The sequence below is a fragment of the Methylobacterium nigriterrae genome, assembly GCF_037106235.1.
GTDB lineage: Bacteria > Pseudomonadota > Alphaproteobacteria > Rhizobiales > Beijerinckiaceae > Methylobacterium > Methylobacterium nigriterrae.
In genome coordinates this window covers 21391-37738 of sequence record NZ_JBAWTG010000031.1, presented here as the reverse complement: position 1 = coordinate 37738, position 16348 = coordinate 21391, and the positions used below count along the sequence as shown (strand labels likewise).

Annotated in this window: 17 protein-coding genes; 12 read left to right on the top strand and 5 right to left on the bottom strand. The window is 72.0% G+C overall.

Annotated features, from left to right (window positions below; genetic code table 11):
- Positions 1-4: 4 nt before the first annotated feature.
- Positions 5-2902, bottom strand: a complete 2898-nt coding sequence (locus WDW90_RS17285; RefSeq protein WP_336488645.1) for a phosphoenolpyruvate carboxylase — start codon at positions 2900-2902, stop codon at positions 5-7.
- 230 nt (positions 2903-3132) lie between these two features.
- Between WDW90_RS17285 and WDW90_RS17280 the strand changes: the two genes are divergently transcribed.
- Genes WDW90_RS17280 through WDW90_RS17270 form a run of 3 tightly spaced genes read left to right on the top strand, consistent with a single transcriptional unit; the run spans position 3133 to position 4700 of the window.
- Complete coding sequence (locus WDW90_RS17280) at positions 3133-3393, top strand: hypothetical protein (protein ID WP_336488644.1); 261 nt, start codon at positions 3133-3135, stop codon at positions 3391-3393.
- Positions 3390-4217, top strand: a complete 828-nt coding sequence (locus WDW90_RS17275; RefSeq protein WP_336488643.1) for a hypothetical protein — start codon at positions 3390-3392, stop codon at positions 4215-4217. Before WDW90_RS17280 ends, WDW90_RS17275 begins: the two co-directional genes overlap by 4 nt.
- 54 nt (positions 4218-4271) lie before the next feature.
- Positions 4272-4700 carry a cupin domain-containing protein gene (locus tag WDW90_RS17270; RefSeq protein WP_431311062.1) on the top strand — a complete coding sequence of 143 codons (429 nt, stop codon included), beginning with the start codon at positions 4272-4274 and terminating at the stop codon, positions 4698-4700.
- Positions 4701-4707: 7 nt separating this feature from the next.
- Here the strand turns inward: WDW90_RS17270 and yddG are convergent, their stop codons facing one another.
- The 3 genes from yddG to WDW90_RS17255 form a co-directional block, all read right to left on the bottom strand.
- Positions 4708-5601 (bottom strand): aromatic amino acid exporter YddG, encoded by an 894-nt coding sequence (gene yddG, locus WDW90_RS17265; protein WP_336488641.1) that lies wholly within the window; start codon positions 5599-5601, stop codon positions 4708-4710.
- A 66-nt stretch (positions 5602-5667) separates the two neighbouring features.
- Positions 5668-6396, bottom strand: a complete 729-nt coding sequence (gene phbB, locus WDW90_RS17260; protein WP_336488640.1) for an acetoacetyl-CoA reductase — start codon at positions 6394-6396, stop codon at positions 5668-5670.
- A gap of 192 nt (positions 6397-6588) precedes the next feature.
- Entirely contained in the window at positions 6589-7773 is a 1185-nt protein-coding gene (locus WDW90_RS17255) for an acetyl-CoA C-acetyltransferase (protein ID WP_336488639.1), read from the bottom strand.
- Positions 7774-8083: 310 nt separating this feature from the next.
- On the opposite strand from WDW90_RS17255, the gene phaR reads away from it, so the two are divergent.
- Together phaR and WDW90_RS17245 are read left to right on the top strand one after the other, a co-directional pair.
- Positions 8084-8671, top strand: coding sequence for a polyhydroxyalkanoate synthesis repressor PhaR (phaR, locus tag WDW90_RS17250; RefSeq protein ID WP_336488638.1), 588 nt, complete (start codon positions 8084-8086; stop codon positions 8669-8671).
- 130 nt (positions 8672-8801) lie between these two features.
- On the top strand, positions 8802-9068 hold the full coding sequence (locus WDW90_RS17245) for a hypothetical protein (RefSeq protein WP_336488637.1): 267 nt from the start codon (positions 8802-8804) through the stop codon (positions 9066-9068).
- A 51-nt stretch (positions 9069-9119) separates the two neighbouring features.
- On the opposite strand, the gene rpmF is transcribed toward WDW90_RS17245, so the two are convergent.
- Entirely contained in the window at positions 9120-9308 is a 189-nt protein-coding gene (gene rpmF / locus WDW90_RS17240; RefSeq protein ID WP_003601373.1) for a 50S ribosomal protein L32, read from the bottom strand.
- Positions 9309-9600: 292 nt separating this feature from the next.
- On the opposite strand from rpmF, the gene WDW90_RS17235 reads away from it, so the two are divergent.
- The 7 genes from WDW90_RS17235 to hpf all read left to right on the top strand — a co-directional run bounded on the left by WDW90_RS17235 (position 9601) and on the right by hpf (position 16317).
- Complete coding sequence (locus WDW90_RS17235) at positions 9601-9969, top strand: ComEA family DNA-binding protein (RefSeq protein WP_336488635.1); 369 nt, start codon at positions 9601-9603, stop codon at positions 9967-9969.
- Between the two features lie 228 nt (positions 9970-10197).
- Positions 10198-10824: a ribonuclease D gene (locus WDW90_RS17230; RefSeq protein WP_336488634.1), complete on the top strand. Its 627-nt coding sequence runs from the start codon at positions 10198-10200 to the stop codon at positions 10822-10824.
- 278 nt (positions 10825-11102) lie between these two features.
- Positions 11103-11861, top strand: a complete 759-nt coding sequence (locus WDW90_RS17225) for a lipopolysaccharide-assembly, LptC-related protein (protein WP_336488683.1) — start codon at positions 11103-11105, stop codon at positions 11859-11861.
- 29 nt (positions 11862-11890) lie between these two features.
- Positions 11891-12682, top strand: coding sequence for an LptA/OstA family protein (locus tag WDW90_RS17220; RefSeq protein ID WP_336488682.1), 792 nt, complete (start codon positions 11891-11893; stop codon positions 12680-12682).
- Between the two features lie 137 nt (positions 12683-12819).
- Complete coding sequence (gene lptB, locus WDW90_RS17215) at positions 12820-13605, top strand: LPS export ABC transporter ATP-binding protein (RefSeq protein ID WP_336488681.1); 786 nt, start codon at positions 12820-12822, stop codon at positions 13603-13605.
- A gap of 437 nt (positions 13606-14042) precedes the next feature.
- Positions 14043-15587, top strand: a complete 1545-nt coding sequence (rpoN, locus tag WDW90_RS17210) for an RNA polymerase factor sigma-54 (RefSeq protein WP_336488680.1) — start codon at positions 14043-14045, stop codon at positions 15585-15587.
- Between the two features lie 121 nt (positions 15588-15708).
- Complete coding sequence (gene hpf / locus WDW90_RS17205; protein WP_336488633.1) at positions 15709-16317, top strand: ribosome hibernation-promoting factor, HPF/YfiA family; 609 nt, start codon at positions 15709-15711, stop codon at positions 16315-16317.
- Positions 16318-16348 lie beyond the last annotated feature (31 nt).

The following is a 16348-nucleotide window of genomic DNA, read 5'->3' as shown; positions in this document are numbered from 1 at the left end:
CTCCTCAGCCGAACGCGCCGACCTCGTGCTGGATCATGCCCGAGACTTCGCGCACCTGCAGGAACATGCGTCCGATCGGCTGGAACAGGCCGGTATGCTCGGTCTCGTAGGTGCCGACGTCGCGCGGGCCGGCGGGCTCGCCGAAATTGAGGCCCAGCGTCGGATCCGGCGTGATCGGGAAGATCTCGTCGAGGAGCGCGAGGCAGCCGTCGATGTCGAGGCGCAGGAAGCGCTCCAGGAGCTGCTCGCGGCTGACGCCCGCCTGCGGGCGGAAGCCCGGGATGTGGACGGCCAGGAACCAGATCCGGTGGATCAGCGCGAGGCGGATCGCGTGGAGCAAGGTGAGGCGCACCGACATCTTGCGCAGATCCGGCGCCGCCTGCTGCAGGTTCAGCCAGTCGCAGGTGAGGCGCCCGAACAGGCGGCGCAGCGAGGGCGCGAGGCTGAGGCCCTCGAGCGCGCCCGCGATGACGACGAGCTCGTCCCGGCGCCCGTCCTTCTGGGTGCGCCGCGCCCGCTCCAGCCACACGGCCGGGTCGAGCGTGTCGATGTAGGCGCGCAGCACGTCGAGGTCGCTGACCTGGGCGGCGTGCTGCACGAGGCGGAAGGCGCGGGAGAAGCGCATCGAGTCGCGGCGCAGGTCGCGGAACAGGTCCGGCGCGCGCGCCGCCGCCCGGCCCACCCCGTGCAGCGAGTTCGCGAGGTAGCCGAGCTGGTGCAGGATCGCGTTGTTGGGGATCGCCCGCATCTGGCGCGGATGGGTGATCATGGCGGGGCCGCCCGAATCCGACTGGCGGGCCACCGGGCGCGAGCCCGTGCGGTCGATCAGGCTCGGGCCGAAGGTGCCGAGCAGCGCCGCGTAGCCCGGATCGTCGACGAGCGCCTCCATGTCCTGGCGCACAACGGCGAAGAACTCGGTGGCGAAGTCGGTCTCGGCGTAGATCGGGTCGTTCGCCTCGTCGGGACCCGGGTCGGCGCCGTCATGGGCCGCCGACAGGGCGTAGCCCGCGAAGGCGTCGTCCTCCGCCACGTCGAGCGCGAAGACGTGCTCGGCGATGCGCGCGACGCTCGCCGTCGCGAGCGGCAGGGTGCCGAACAGGAGGTAGCCGTCCGTGCCCTGGAAGCTCGATTCGAGGCGCACCGGGATGCCGGCTCCGCGGTTGCGGCGGCGCGAATCCTCGGGGGCGAGATAGGCGAGGCGGTCGCGCAGCGATGTCGGGTGGGCGCCGCGGCCGATCGACTCGCCGTGCGTGTCGAAGATCACGAGCTCGACCCCCGCGAGGTCGTTCTGGACGAGGAGCTCGGTCAGCCGCAGCCGCAGCCGCTCGATCCAGAAGGTGGCGGCGAGCTGCCCGACGTAGCGGCCCGAATCCGAGTAGCCGAACTGCACGGCGAGCCGGCCGAGGCGCTTGAGGTACTGCCGCCAGTGCGGGTTGCGCAGCGCGTCGTCGAGCACCCGGATGCCCTGCTCCAGCGCCGAGGCCGTCTCGAAGAGCGGCGTGATCTCGACCTTGTCGCTGATCCCGTAATGGCGGGCGAGCCAGAGGGCGGCGAGCAGCGTGTAGCCCGTCTCCGTCTCGGCGATCAGGAAGCGCACCGGATGGGTGCCGTCCACGTGCTTGAGGATCTGGGTGATCGTCATCATCAGCCGCGCGGCCGAGGCCCGCTCGGCGGCGAGCGCCCCGAAATCGACGGCGACCGGGGTCACGTCGTTGAGGAGCGCGTGGATCGTCGAGAGGTGCGAGCGGCGCCGCGCGGCGTCGGTCGGCTCGCCGTCGAGGTCGATCACGCGGCGCACGGCATTGTGGATCTGGCTGGCGTTGAGCCGGAAATGCGGCAGCGCGTTCGAGAGGCCGTGGGTGGCGATGCCCGAGCGCAGCACCGCGATAGTGCGCTTGTCGGCCTCGTCCGCGGCCGCCGTGAGGGCGCCCGCGAGCCCTGCCAGGATCGCGCCCGCGTCGGTCTGGGCCCGCTCGCGCTCGATGATGAGGGCGAGGGCGAAGCGGTGCGTCGCCTCGAGCGAGGGCTTGGTGCCGAGGCGGGGCGCCACCGCGAGCTGCCGGTTGACGGCGCTGAGCGCGCCCTCGGTGAGGTCGCGCACCACCTGGGTGGCGGGTATGGCGGGCAGGTGGCGCACCACCCGCTCGAGCTGCATCCGCTTCGATTCGAGCCGGTAGCGCAACGTGTCCCACCAGCCGATATCGGTGCGCCCGTCGGTGTCGCAGCCGACCCAGGAGGCGATGGCGAAGGGCTTCGGCACCAGCTCGGTCCAGCGGTCCGGCCAGCGCTCGCGGGCGGCGTCGAGGAGCGCGCCGTTGAAGGCGTCGAGCGCGTTGCGGCCGTGATTGGCCGCGATGCAGGCCTGATCGAACTCGTCGTCGAGGGTGATCAGCGGGTCGGGCCGCGTCGAGAGCGCCGCCGCCTTCGCGATCAGGGGCGCGCGCGCACCCGCCTCCGGCGCGCTCGCCGCCTGGGCGAGCAGGGCCGCGATGGCCTTCGGCATGCCGAAGGTGGGATGGGCAGTGAACACCACCGCGAAGGCGGTGCGGCCGACGCGGTCGCGCAACGCCTCGAAATCGCCGCTGCCCTTCGGGATCGCCGCGACGATCCGGGCCGGCATGGCGGTGTCCGCGTCGAAGCCGGATTCGCCGTCGAGCCCGACATAGCCGCGCAGGCGCTCGGCGCGCTCGGCGAGCGCCTGCTCGCGCAGGCGCACGAACAGCGCGTCGAGGTCGGCCTCGCCGATCTCGCCCCGGTCGAACCGGCGGGTGATCGCGAGCGTCACCGCGAGCACGGGATTGCGGAACGGGTCCTCCCGCGCCTGCTCCCGCGAATCCTCGATCAGGCCGAGAAGATGCCGTTCCAGCTCCTCCGGGGTGCGGCTCTGATGGTCCGTTCGCATCGATCGGCCTTCGGGCATGGGGGCTCGCGCGTCGAGATGGACGACGGGTCGGGCCGGCCGGCGGCTCGGAGATCCGCGCCCGGCCGGCTCGCCCGTCTTCTCGACGGCCGGGCGCCTCGACGCAAGGACCGTTCCGCATCCGGCGCGCAAATCGGGCGAACGGGACCGAGCGCCCCCGGGAGCGGATGCGGGATGCAACCGCGCCCGCCATGGGGTAACGCTGGTCGGGCATGGAAACCCTCCTGATCCTTGCGGCCGTCGTGGCCTGCGCGGCCGTCGGCGTCATGGCCGTCTCGATGACGCGGCGCGCCCGTCGCCCGCCGATGCGGATGCCGCACGATCTCGACGACGACGACACCGACATGCTGATCGGCTCGCTGGGCAGGCCGGAGAGCCCGATCGACCGCACGGCGCCGATCCTCGATCTCGAGCCGCTCGAGCCGCGCCCGGAGGGCAGGGGGCCGGGCGGGCGCCCGGACGCGTCGCGATGAGGTCGACCACGCGATCCGTCGGCATCGGCCTCGCGGCCGGCCTCGTCCTCACGGCCGGCGGCCTCGCCGCGCTGACGCTCGCCACGCTGCAGCAGCCGGGCCCGCCGCCCGCTCCGGTTCCCGAGGCCCGCGTCGAGGCGCCGGAAGCTCCGGTCGCGAAGCCGTCCCCGCCGCCCGTTCCCGTCCCGCCCCCCGCCCTCGACGCCGCGCTGGCGGCGAGCGCCTGCGGGGCGAAGGCCGCGCGCTACGAGGGCGCCAAGGGCTTCGTCGTGTTCGTGACCCGCAAGGGCCGGTCGGAACTCGAGAACCCGCTGCGGCCGCTCACGCCCGAGGTGACGCAGGTGCTGCAGGTGACCATCGCCGGCAAGGCCGCCACCGCCTACGGGCCGGACCTGAAGGCCCTGCGCCGCGGCGGGGCGCCCGGCGCCCTCGAGGCGCAGCTCGGGGCGCCGATCCGCTGGGACGCCGCGCTGCCGGCCCTGCCGGACCCCATCGCCATCGTGTCGGAGGCCGGGGAGGTCCTGACCCGCCTCGATTTCCGCGACTGCGCCGAGGCGCCGCCCGTGAAGGCGCCGCCCCCCGAGGCGAAGGCGAAGGACGGGAAGGGCAAGGACGCCAAGGCCCAGAAGGACAATAAGACCAAGGCCAAGGAGGCCAAGGATGCCCGGGAGAAGCCCGCCGGGGCGACCGAGCCGGAGGGTGGGACGACGGCCGAGGCAGCGAAGCCCGCATCCAAGCCGGCCCGCAGGGCTGCGGCGCCCAAATCCGACGCCCAGAAGGCGCCGCCGGGCTTCAACCTGCCGCAGGGCGCGATCGCCGAGTAGCGCCGGGCCGTTTCGAGGGAGAGGGCCAGGATGCAGGGTTCGATGCAGGGTTCGATGAAGGCCGCGCAGGTGATCGCCGCGCTCGGGCTCGCGCCGCATCCGGAAGGGGGCCACTACCGCGAGACCTTCCGGGATCCGCGCGAGGCCGGGGGCCGCTCGGTCGGCAGCGCGATCTACTACCTGCTCGATGTCGGCGAGGTCTCGGCCTGGCACCGGGTCGATGCCAGCGAGATCTGGTTCTGGCACTCCGGCGCGCCCCTCGTGCTCACGGTGAGCCCGAACGGGCACGACGCCGCGGCGCGCCATCTCGGGCCGGACCTCGCGCGCGGCCAGCACCCGCAGATCGTGGTGCCGGCCGGCCACTGGCAGACCGCCACCAGCCTCGGGGCCTGGACGCTCGTGAGCTGCACGGTCTCGCCGGCCTTCCGGTTCGAGGGCTTCGAGATGGCCCCGCCGGACTGGCGCCCGACGCCGCGGGGCTGAACTTGGCTCAGAGCGCCCGGCGCTGGCCGGCCCGCGCCGCGACGAGCGCGCCGAGGACGATCAGCGCGCAGGCGAGGCCGAGGGCGGGCGTCGCGGCGGCGTAGCCCGCCGCGACGAGGATCAGCGTCGAGAGCACGGGCGCGGCGTAGGACGCGATGCCGAGGAGCCGGATGTCGCCCCGCTTCACGCCGACGTCCCAGAGGTAGAAGGCCGCCCCGACCGGACCGAGGCCGAGCGCTGCGACCGCCGCCCATTCGGCGGCCCCCTGCGGCCAGACCGTGCGCTCCAGCGCGAGGTGGCAGGCGAGGCTCAGGGCCGCGGTGCCGAGGCAGAAGCCCGCCACGGCGTCGGTCGGCACGGCGCCGACGCGCCGCGAGAGCACCGAGTAGGCCGCCCACACGAAGGCCGCCGCGAGCGAGGCCGCGTAGCCGGGCAGCGCGGCCGCCTCGAAGCGGAGATCGCCCCGGCCGAGGAACAGCGCGGCGACGCCCGAGAGGCCGAGGAGCGCGCCGGTGAGATGGCCCGGGCGCAGGCCGCCCTCGCCCGGCAGCCGCGCCGAGAGCAGCACGATCAGGAGCGGCCAGAGGTAGTTGAGGAGCCCGGCCTCCGCCGGCGGGGCGAGCCGCAGGGCCGCGAAGTAGAGGGCGTGATAGCCGAACAGGCCGCCGATCCCGAGGGCCCAGACCCGCCAGGGCTGGGCGAGCGCCCGGACCCCCTTCGGCCGCAGGATCCAGGTGGCGCATCCGACGAGGCCGCCGAGCGCGAACGTCATGGCGGCGAGCTGGAAGGGCGGCACGGCGCCCGACGCCGCCGTGAACAGGGCGAGCAGCGACCAGAGCAGGATCGCGCCGGAGCCGACGAGGGTCGCGGTCGGGGAGGCCGTCGCTGCGGGAAACGTCATGGCCCCGCGGCTATCATGGCGACGGAGCGGAGGCGAGGCGGCGGGCGCCGCCTCGCGGGAACGCGATCAGGTGAAGTACTGGCCGCCGTTGATGGTCAGCGTCGAGCCCGTGATGAAGCCGGAATCGTCGGCCGCGAGGTACTCGACCGCGCGCGCGATCTCCTCGGCCTCGCCGAGGCGGCCGGTGGGGATCGTCGCGATGATCTTGTTGCGGATGTCCTCGGCCACCGCCATCACCATCTCGGTGGCGATGTAGCCCGGCGCGATCACGTTGACGGTGACGCCCTTCGAGGCGCTCTCCTGCGCCAGCGCCTTGGCGAAGCCGATCACGCCAGCCTTGGCGGCCGAGTAGTTGGTCTGGCCGGCCTGGCCCTTCTGGCCGTTGATCGACGAGATCAGGATGATGCGCCCGAAGCCGCGGCTGCGCATGCCCTCGATGAGGGGCCTCGTGCAGGTGAACATCGAGTCGAGGTTGGTGCGGATCACCGCCTGCCACTTGTCGAAGGTCATCTTGTGGAAGGCGCCGTCGCGGGTGATGCCGGCGTTGTTGACCAGGATGTCGATCGGGCCGACTTCCGCCTCGATCTTCCTGATGCCCTCCTCGCAGGAGGCCATGTCGCCGACGTCGAACTTGAAGACCGGGATGCCGGTCTCGGCCTTGAAGGCGTTGGCCGCCTCGTCGTTGCCGCCGTAATTGGCGGCCACCTTGTAGCCCTTGGCCTTGAGACCCTTCGAGATGGCGGCGCCGATGCCGCGCGTCCCGCCCGTGACGAGGGCGACGCGTTCCTGAGCCATGGTTTCCTCCGATTTTCTTTGGGAATCGACGACGTGGTGCGGGTGCCGGTCCGGCGGGCCGGATGATTCATCCTGCCACCCGCCGGGGGCGTCCGCACGGCATTTGAATTTGGGGCGCCCTCAAACCGGATTGAGGGCGCCGCCGTCGGGCCTCAGGGCCGCTCGACGCCCATCAGGGCCGCTCGACGCACATCAGGGCCGCTCGACGCACATGGCGACGCCCATGCCGCCGCCGATGCAGAGGGTGGCGAGCCCCTTCTTGGCGTCGCGCCGCTTCAGCTCGTGCAGCAGCGTGACGAGGACGCGGGCGCCGGACGCCCCGATCGGGTGGCCGATGGCGATGGCGCCGCCGTTGACGTTCACCTTCTCGTCGTCCCAGCCCATGTCCTTGTTGACCGCGAGCGCCTGGGCCGCGAAGGCCTCGTTCGCCTCGATCAGGTCGAGGTCGGAGGGCTTCCAGCCGGCCTTGTCGAGGGCCTTGCGGGAGGCCGGGATCGGGCCCGTGCCCATGATCTTCGGGTCGACGCCCGCGGTCGCCCAGGAGACGATCTTCGCGAGCGGCTTGAGGCCGCGGCGCTCGGCCTCGGAGGCGGACATCAGCACGATCGCGGCGGCGCCGTCGTTGAGGCCGGAGGCGTTCGCGGCCGTCACGGTGCCGTCCTTCGAGAAGGCGGGCTTGAGCTTGGCCATCGCCTCGACGGTGGCGCCGTCGCGGATGTACTCGTCGGCGTCGACGATCGTGTCGCCCTTGCGGCCCGGCACCGTCACGGGGACGATCTCCTCCTTGAAGCGGCCCTCGCGGCGGGCGGCCTCGGCCTTGTTCTGCGAGCGGGTGGCGAAGGCGTCCTGCTGCTCGCGGGTGAGCTGGAAGGCCTGGGCCACGTTCTCGGCGGTGGTGCCCATGTGGTAGCCGTTGAAGGCGTCCCAGAGCCCGTCCTTGATCATGGTGTCGACGAGCTTGACGTCGCCCATCTTCTGGCCGCCGCGCAGGTACTGGGCGTGGGGGCTGAGCGACATGGATTCCTGGCCGCCCGCCACGATGACCTTGGCGTCGCCGTTGGCGATCTGCTGCATGCCGATCGCGACGGTGCGCAGCCCCGAGCCGCAGACCTGGTTGAGACCCCAGGCGGTGGCCTTCTCGGGGATGCCGGCCGCGATCGCCGCCTGGCGGGCCGGGTTCTGGCCCGCGCCCGCGGTGAGAACCTGCCCGAAGATCACCTCGTCCACGTCGTCGGGCGAGACGCCGGCACGCTCCAGCGCCGCCTTGATCGCGATCTTGCCGAGTTCGTGCGCCGGCATGCTGCCGAACGCGCCTCCGAAGGAGCCGACCGGGGTGCGCGCCGCACCGACGATCACGATCTCTTCGCTGCCTGCCATCTGACGTTCTCCTCTCGCGGCCGGCGCTGCTTGGGCTGATGCGCGCTCTGATGCCGTTCAGGGGATGAAAGCCTTGGGCTTGGTGAAGTCAAGCAGGCACTTGGAAGGTGCGTGACGTACGGGCAGGATTGGATACACGAGGCGTCCGGGCCAGCGGCATTATTCTGCGGGGACGGGGGGCAGATTGCTGTTTTCGTCGGCAGGGGAAAGTCTTAAGGTCGGCCGCAGGCGCGGGAGCGGCCCCGGTGCGGTTTCCGGGTGCTGCCCCAGGGTTTGCGCCGGTACGCTCGGGTCGGGAGAGGCCGCACAGATGGCGGAAAACGGCAAGGCACATCAGACCGTCATCAAGAAATACGCCAACCGGCGCCTCTATCACACCGGCACCTCGACCTATGTGACCTTGGAAGACCTCGCGACCATGGTGCAGAACGGCGAGGACTTCGTGGTCTACGATGCCCGCTCGGGCGACGACATCACCCGCTCGGTGCTCACGCAGATCATCTTCGAGCAGGAGAACAAGGCCGGCGACGACAACCTCCTGCCCGTGGCCTTCCTGCGCCAGCTGATCCGCTTCTACGGCGACAGCATGCGCACGATGGTGCCGAGCTTCCTCGAATTCTCGATGGCAAATTTCGCGCGGGATCAGGACGGGCTGCGCGAGAAGCTGGCCCAGAGCTTCGGCCCCTCGGCCTTCCAGCACGCCCTCGAGGAGCAGGTGCGGGCCAACATGAACTTCTTCGGCGACGCCATGAAGATGTTCACGAATTTCGGGCCTCCCGCGCAGCCGCCGGGCGGGCCGGCCTCGCCGCCCATCCCGGCGGCCGGCAGCGACCTCGACGACCTCAAGCGCCAGATGGCCGAGATGCAGCAGCGCCTCGAGGCGCTCGCCAAGAAATAGGCCCCGGGCGCATCGGCGCCTTCCGGGCCAGGTCGTCGAGCCAAGGTTTTCGGGCCAAGAGTTGACGAACCGTTAACGCCGGCCTCCAGCTTGCAGCGTTCACGCCGTGGCGGCACGGATGGTGAGGGCGATGGCTCGGGCTGGGACGGACGATCCGGAAACGGGGCAGGTGGGCGCGCAGGCGTCGCGGCCCGGCACGCGGGAGCGCGCGCTCGTCGCCCTGCCCGACAGGCAGGGCACGTCGCGGTCCGGCACCGTCTCGCCGGTCCGGGGCCCGCTCGCGGGATTCGTGGCTCAGCTGATCGTCAGCGCCGACCCGCGCCTGCGCCCCTCCCGGGGCGAGCGGACGCGCTCGGCCGTCGCCCTCTACGCCGAGGCGGCGCGGCGGCGCGCCTGATCGCGGCGCGCCCGTTGCGGCACGAAGCCCGGGCCTCGCGCGCGATGAGGCTCAGGCCTCGGCCGACTTCACCTTGAGGACCTGACGGCCGCGGTACATGCCGGTCTTCAGGTCGATGTGGTGCGGACGGCGCAGCTCGCCCGAATCCTTGTCCTCGACGTAGGTCGGGGCCTTGAGGGCGTCGGCGGACCGGCGCATGCCGCGCCGCGAGGGGGAGGTCTTTCGCTTCGGAACGGCCATGGCGGGGATCCTGCTAAACTGGCAAAGGCGCGCTCCGGCGCTCCCCCACTTTCGGAGGACCGCCTCGCACACCGTGTTCAAACGGAGATTCGAGGGCGCGCTTATAGCGGCACGCCCCCCGTCTGGCTAGAGCCCCCGGCGCGGCCCTGGCACGAACCGGCGGCCGCCGCAATCCGGCGCGATCAGCCCGCGCGCGCTTTGGCCGCACCGTTAAGCCGGGGTTCAACTCGCTGGCCCTAGATCCTGCCTGTCGATGCGGCCGCTCAGGCCCGCACGGCTCCGGGAGATCCCCATGACGTCATCCCTGCTGCGCACCCTCGCCGTCCTGACCTGCCTCGCGGCCGCGCCCGCTCTGGCCCAGACGCCGAGCCCCGCCACGCCGGCGAAGCCGAACGCGACGGCGCCCGCCTCCCCGGCGGCTCCCGCCAAGCCGACCGCGCCGGTGGCCGGTCCGCCGAACGCCGCCAAGGGCGCGCTGGTCGACCTCAACAGCGCCAGCGCCGAGGAACTCGACGCGCTCCCCGGCATCGGCGCCGCCCGCTCGGGCGCCATCATCAAGGGCCGCCCCTACAAGGGCAAGGACGAGCTCGTCTCCAAGAAGATCATCCCGCAGAACGTCTACGACGGGATCAAGGACAAGGTCATCGCAAAGCAGAAGTAGGGCGCCTCTCCCTCAACGCCTCCCCTCGGACCGGGCTGCCCGGTCCGAGGGGGCCGGCTCGGCAGAGGCAGGGGCGATCTCGGGGGCAATCTCGGGCAGGCGAGCGCGTCGCGACCGGCGTGCAAGCGTGCCCGGGACGAGACCGGTCATCCGGCCCGCGTGCTTGTCGCGACCCGGCCCCGGTGCTAGGCGGCGGGACACCGTCCCCGACTGCCCCCGACCCCGCCGATGCCCGCCCAGCCCACCATCCGCGTCCATCGCGGCGACCTGCCCGCCGATTACGAGGCCGGGCCGGCCATCGCCATCGACACCGAGACGCTCGGACTCAACCCGCTGCGGGACCGGCTCTGCGTCGTGCAGATCTCGCGCGGGGACGGCGGCGCCGACGTGGTGCAGATCCATCCCGACGCTCCCCCGCCCGAGACCCTGAAGCGGGTGCTGGCCGATCCGGGCGTGCTCAAGATCTTCCACTTCGCCCGCTTCGACCTCGCGGTGCTCCTCCACAATCTCGGCGTGATGCCGGCGCCGGTCTACTGCACCAAGATCGCCTCGAAGCTCGCCCGCACCTACACCGACCGCCACGGGCTCAAGGACGTGGTCCGCGAGCTCGTCGGCGTCGATCTCTCGAAGCAGCAGCAATCCTCCGACTGGGGCGCCGAGGCGCTGAGCCAGGCCCAGGTCGAGTACGCGGCCTCCGACGTGCTGCACCTGCACGCGGCCCGCGCCCGCCTCGACGCGATGCTCGCCCGCGAAGGCCGCACCGGTCTCGCGCAGAGCTGCTTCGACTTCCTGCCGACCCGCGCCCGGCTCGACCTCGCGGGCTGGCCGGAGGTCGACATCTTCGCCCACAGCTAGAGCGGGCGGCTCCTTCGCATCCTGGACCGGCCGGATCGGCGTCCCGGCGGTCCCCTCCGGGCGTGTGGCCCCGCACGTCGCCCACGCGAAAACGGCCCGTCGGCAATCGTCGACGTTCCGGCCTGGTTGAACATTCAGAAACGCTCAGGCCATAACTTCGCCACCGGGCAAGCGCATCCGGCAGCCGCCGGCCCGACGGGGACGCTCCAAGGGGACGCCCCGCGGGGTCGCGGACCGGCGGCGCGACGGGGGAGGCGCCGGTGTCTCTCAGGATTGTCATGCAGGTGGTCGACGCCGTCGAGACGAAGGGCGAGACGCGGGGCTCCGCGGGTGCGGAGGCGCGCCGGACGCGGGCGCATGCCCGCGCGCGCTCTCACAGCACGCAGGTGCGCACCCTGCGCCGCATCATCCCGCTCGTGGCCGGGGGCGCTGCCGTCTGCCTCGCCGCCGCGACGCTGTTCAACCCGTTCGGAACCCTGGCGCCGAGCGTCGCCATCGGTCCGGTCAGCCTGTCGGGCACCAAGGTCCGGATGGAGAATCCGCGCCTGTCGGGCTTCCGCAAGAACGACCGCGGCTACGAGGTGACGGCCTCGGCCGCCCTCCAGGACGTGCGCAAGCCGAGCCTGATCGAACTCGAATCCATGAGGGGCCACATCGCCACCGACGACAAGGGCGGCATCGCCCGGATCGAGGCCGCCGCCGGCCTGTTCGACTCGTCCCGCGAATCGCTCAACCTCGATCGCGACATCCGCCTCTGGACCGACAAGGGCGAGGAGGCGCGCCTCACCTCGGCCGCGATCGACTTCAAGGCCGGCACCGTGACGTCCCGCGAATCCGTCACCGTGACGGTGCCGAGCGGCTCGGTGGTGGCCGACAGCCTCGACGTCGTCGACAACGGCCGGGTGATCTCCTTCATCGGCAACGTCCGCACGGTCTTCCACGGCGAGGACAAGGGCGCGAAGGCATCGACGAGCGAGGCGGCGCAATCCGTCCGCCTCGTGACCTCGGCTGCCGAACCGGCGGACGGCCGGCCATGAGGGCCATGGAAGCCATGAGGGCCATGAGAATGAGGGCTCTCGCCCGTTCAGCCGCCCTCGCGGCCGGCCTGTCGCTCCTCGCCGCGGCCCCCGCCCTCGCGCAGAAGCCGGCCGTGCCGGCGGCCAAAGAGGTGCCCAAAGAGGTGCCCAAGGAAGCGGCCAGGAAGGAGCCGGCCTCGCCCCTCGGCGCGCTCGGCGGCGGCGGCAAGGAGCCGATCAAGATCGACGCCGACCGCCTCGACGTGTTCGACCGCGAGAACAAGGCGATCTTCGCCGGCAACGTCGTGGCGGTCCAGGGCGACAGCACCATCCGCTGCTCCAGCATGACCGTGCACTACAAGCGCGGCAGGGACGGCGCGAAGGAGGCCCGCGAGGGCGCGGCGGACGAGAAGGCCGCCGACAAAACAACCGATAAGCCCGCCGATAAGGCCGCCTTGGGCGAGAACGGCATCCAGAAGGTCGAGTGCGCCGGCCCCGTCACGGTGGTGCAGAAGGATCAGGTCGCCACCGGCGACAACGCCGTCTTCGATCAGGCCGCCAAGCGCATCGTGCTCACCGGCAACGTCGTGCTGAGCCAGTGCCAGAACGTCACCCGCGGCTCGCGCCTCGTCTACGACATGGGCACCGGCCGGGCGAATATGGATCCGGTGGCGGGCGGGCGCGTCTCGGCCCTGTTCGTGCCGGGCGAGAAAGCCGACGCCAAGGGCGGCTCCAAGGGCTGCCCGCAGCCGGCGGCCGCCGCCAAGGCGCCGCCGAGGCCGGCCGAGGACCGACCCGCCGCCGAGGGCTCCCCGGGCAAGCCCCGGGCCCAGGCCAACTGACCGGCGCCCCCTTGAGCACCTCAGCCCTGCCTCTGCAGGCGCCGCCCCGGCCTCCGCGCTCCTCCGGCCCCGTCGTCCGGGACAGATCGGCCGCGGGGGCGAGCGCCCGCACGCGCGGCTCCTCGCTCCTCGGCCGCCTGTTCGGCCGGGCGCGGCAGCGCGAGGCCGAGGTCGCGGAGGCGGTCGACGCGGGCGGCGGGCCCGGCATCCTCAGCGTGCGGGGCCTGCGCAAGAGCTACGGCGCCCGCACCGTGGTGCACGAGGCGGGGCTCACCGTGCATAACGGCGAGGCGGTGGGGCTGCTCGGGCCGAACGGCGCGGGCAAGACCACGATCTTCTACATGATCACCGGCCTCGTCGCGGCCGACCGGGGGCATATCAGCCTCGACGGGCTGCCGATCACGCACCTGCCCATGTACCAGCGCGCGCGGCTCGGCATCGGCTACCTGCCGCAGGAGGCCTCGATCTTCCGGGGCCTGACGGTCGAGGACAACATCCGGGCCGTGCTGGAAGTGGCCGAGCCCGACAGGCGCGAGCGCGAGCGCAAGCTCGACGCGCTGCTCGAGGAGTTCGACATCACGCGCCTGCGCCGGTCGCCGTCGATCGCCCTCTCGGGCGGCGAGCGGCGGCGCTGCGAGATCGCGCGGGCGCTCGCCTCCTCGCCGAGCTTCATGCTGCTCGACGAGCCCTTCGCGGGCATCGACCCGATCGCGGTCGGCGACATCCAGGACCTCGTCAAGCACCTCAAGCAGCGCGGCATCGGCGTGCTGATCACCGACCACAACGTCCGCGAGACGCTGGGGCTGATCGACCGCGCCTACATCGCCCATTCGGGCCGCATCCTCACCGAGGGCACGCCCGAGGAGATCGTGGCGAACCCGGACGCGCGCCGCCTCTACCTCGGCGAGGATTTCCGCCTCTAGCGCGCTTTCCGCCGAAGTGGTTGCCGGTTCGGCGATCAGAAAGCGCGCCAGATCAATGATCTGGAGCATTTTCCGTGATCCGGAAATCACGGAAAATGCTCTCGGGCGCGGGACGACGACGCAGCGTCCGGCTCCGCGAAAACGTCCCGCGACCCGTGACGCGATCGGGCACGCCGCCGCGAGGGGCCAATCACGCGAGCGTGCGCCGGCCAGGGAGGCCACCTTCAGCAAACCTTAGCGGCCGTCGCGCACGATCCGGGCGCCGCATCTGTGCGCTTCGCGCCACGATCGTGCGCAATCGGGACGCGCCCGCGAACACGCTTTGACGCGCCCGCGCAATCGGTCTACGACTGAGATCAAGAGAGGAAGCAAGAAATGTGCCGAGACCGCTCACCGCTGGGCGCGGCCTCGACCTCTCGCAGAATCGGGGCGCCGCGATGAGTTTGCTGCAACGGCTGGAGATGCGCCAGGGCCAGGCCCTGGTGATGACGCCGCAGCTCCTGCAGGCGATCAAGCTCCTCCAGCTCTCCCAGCTCGACCTCGCGGCCTACGTGGACGCGGAACTGGAGCGCAACCCGCTGCTCGAACGCGTCGAGAGCGAGGCGGGCGAGGTCCAGGAGGCGGCCGAGCCGCGCTCCGAGGGCGCCGATGGGTTCGACGGCGAGGCGGGCGAGGCCGAGCCCTGGCTCGTGAGCGACATCAGCCCGAGCCGCAGCGAGATCGAGGGCGATATCGACACACGCCTCGACAACGTCTTCCCCGACGAGAATCCGACCCCGGCCCGTGAGGCCTCGGCCGGCGACATGCTCTCGCTCACGCCCGCTCCCTACGGCAACACGGGCGGCAGCTTCGATGCCGAGGCGCCGGATTTCGAGGCGACGCTGACGGCCGAGATCTCGCTGCGCGAGCACCTCGCCGCCCAGCTCGACCTCGCCACCCGCGATCCCGCCGAGCGCCTGATCGGCGGCTTCCTGATCGATGCGGTCGACGAGGCCGGCTACATGCGCGAGCCGATCGACGGCGTGGCCGAGCGCCTCGGCACCAGCCTCGACGCCGTGGCGCGGGTGCTCGGGCTCGTGCAGGGCTTCGACCCGCCGGGGGTCGCCGCCCGCGACCTCGCGGAGTGCCTCGCCCTGCAGCTGCGCGAGAAGGACCGGTTCGACCCGGCCATGCAGGCTCTGATCTCCCGCCTCGACCTCGTGGCCAAGCGCGATTTCGGGGCCCTGCGCCGCCTCTGCGGCGTCGACGACGAGGATCTCGTCGAGATGCTGGCGGAGCTGCGCCGCCTCGACCCGAAGCCCGGCCGGGCCTTCGGCGCCAGCGCCGTCGAGGTGCTGATCCCCGACGTGTTCGTGCGCTCAGGTCCCGACGGCGCCTGGCTGGTGGAGCTCAACGCCGAGGCGCTCCCGCGCGTCCTCGTCAACCAGAGCTACTATGCCCGCGTCTCGCGCGGGGCCGCCGCGGAGACCGACAAGGCCTTCCTGTCGGATTGCCTGCAGACCGCCAACTGGCTCACCCGCAGCCTGGAGCAGCGCGCCCGCACCATCCTGAAGGTCGCCTCCGAGATCGTGCGCCAGCAGGACGGCTTCTTCGTGCACGGGGTGACGCACCTGCGGCCCCTCAACCTGAAGACCGTGGCCGAGGCGATCGGCATGCACGAATCCACCGTCTCGCGGGTCACCTCCAACAAGTCGATCGGCACGAGCCGCGGCACGCTCGAGATGAAGTACTTCTTCACGGCCGCGATCCCGGGCGCGGCGGGGGCGGCGGCCCATTCCTCGGAGGCCGTGCGCCATCGCATCAAGCAGCTCGTCGACGGCGAGACCCCGAGCGACGTCCTGTCGGACGACGCCCTCGTGCAGCGCCTGCGCGGCGAGGGCATCGACATTGCCCGGCGCACCGTGGCGAAGTACCGGGAATCCCTGCGGATTCCCTCCTCGATCGAGCGCCGCCGGGATCATTTCGCCCATGCGGGCCGTTGACCTTCGGGCGCCAATCGGCGTTGAGAGGCAGCTCGGCGAGCCGGCGAAGGAACTCGCGTTGACTTCTGCGGGGACCGCTCCTTAACTCTCGCCCATCGGGACAAATCAAACCGGAGGAATCATGGGGTCATTGCGCGTCACAGGCCATGGCCTGGACCTCGGCGAAGCCCTGCGCGGGCGGGTCGAAGAGCGAATGGCCGCCACCCTCTCGAAATACCTCGACAGCCACATGAGCGGCACCTGCTCGGGCCACGTCACCCTGCGCCGCGACGGGGCCGCGTTCCGCACCGACTGCATCCTGCACCTCGTCTCCGGCCTCACGATCGAGGCCTCCTCGGCGGCGCACGATGCCCGGGCGAGCTTCGAGCAGACCGCGGACCGGCTGGAGAAGCGCCTGCGCCGCTACAAGCACAAGCTCAAGGACCACGGCGCCGCCGAGCACAACGGCGCCACCGTCGAGGCGGCCTACGCGGTCTTCGCCGCGCCCGAGGAGGACGCCGAGGACGAGACCCACGAGGAGATGGACGGGGCCGCCCATCCGCCGGTCGTCGCCGAGAGCACGAAGACCCTCCAGCGCCACTCGGTGAGCGAGGCGGTGACCGCCCTCGACCTCACGGGGGCCCCCGTGCTCGTGTTCGTTCACGCTGGCACGGGCCGCATCAACGTCGTATATCGGCGCAGCGACGGTGCGATCGGCTGGGTCGACCCGCCGGACGCCGCGTCGTCCTGAACGCGACGCACGGGAGCGGTCCCGGAACCGG

Bases quoted from the DNA above. Each gene is read 5' to 3' on its own strand.
- WDW90_RS17275 (WP_336488643.1), top strand. From the start codon at position 3,390: ATGAGGTCGACCACGCGATCCGTCGGCATCGGCCTCGCGGCCGGCCTC.
- WDW90_RS17225 (WP_336488683.1), top strand. From the start codon at position 11,103: ATGCAGGTGGTCGACGCCGTCGAGACGAAGGGCGAGACGCGGGGCTCC.
- WDW90_RS17280 (WP_336488644.1), top strand. From the start codon at position 3,133: ATGGAAACCCTCCTGATCCTTGCGGCCGTCGTGGCCTGCGCGGCCGTC.
- WDW90_RS17285 (WP_336488645.1), bottom strand. From the start codon at position 2,902: ATGCGAACGGACCATCAGAGCCGCACCCCGGAGGAGCTGGAACGGCAT.
- WDW90_RS17220 (WP_336488682.1), top strand. From the start codon at position 11,891: ATGAGGGCTCTCGCCCGTTCAGCCGCCCTCGCGGCCGGCCTGTCGCTC.
- phbB (WP_336488640.1), bottom strand. From the start codon at position 6,396: ATGGCTCAGGAACGCGTCGCCCTCGTCACGGGCGGGACGCGCGGCATC.
- WDW90_RS17230 (WP_336488634.1), top strand. From the start codon at position 10,198: ATGCCCGCCCAGCCCACCATCCGCGTCCATCGCGGCGACCTGCCCGCC.
- WDW90_RS17255 (WP_336488639.1), bottom strand. From the start codon at position 7,773: ATGGCAGGCAGCGAAGAGATCGTGATCGTCGGTGCGGCGCGCACCCCG.
- hpf (WP_336488633.1), top strand. From the start codon at position 15,709: ATGGGGTCATTGCGCGTCACAGGCCATGGCCTGGACCTCGGCGAAGCC.
- WDW90_RS17235 (WP_336488635.1), top strand. From the start codon at position 9,601: ATGACGTCATCCCTGCTGCGCACCCTCGCCGTCCTGACCTGCCTCGCG.
- rpmF (WP_003601373.1), bottom strand. From the start codon at position 9,308: ATGGCCGTTCCGAAGCGAAAGACCTCCCCCTCGCGGCGCGGCATGCGC.
- phaR (WP_336488638.1), top strand. From the start codon at position 8,084: ATGGCGGAAAACGGCAAGGCACATCAGACCGTCATCAAGAAATACGCC.
- yddG (WP_336488641.1), bottom strand. From the start codon at position 5,601: ATGACGTTTCCCGCAGCGACGGCCTCCCCGACCGCGACCCTCGTCGGC.
- rpoN (WP_336488680.1), top strand. From the start codon at position 14,043: ATGAGTTTGCTGCAACGGCTGGAGATGCGCCAGGGCCAGGCCCTGGTG.
- WDW90_RS17270 (WP_431311062.1), top strand. From the start codon at position 4,272: ATGAAGGCCGCGCAGGTGATCGCCGCGCTCGGGCTCGCGCCGCATCCG.
- WDW90_RS17245 (WP_336488637.1), top strand. From the start codon at position 8,802: ATGGCTCGGGCTGGGACGGACGATCCGGAAACGGGGCAGGTGGGCGCG.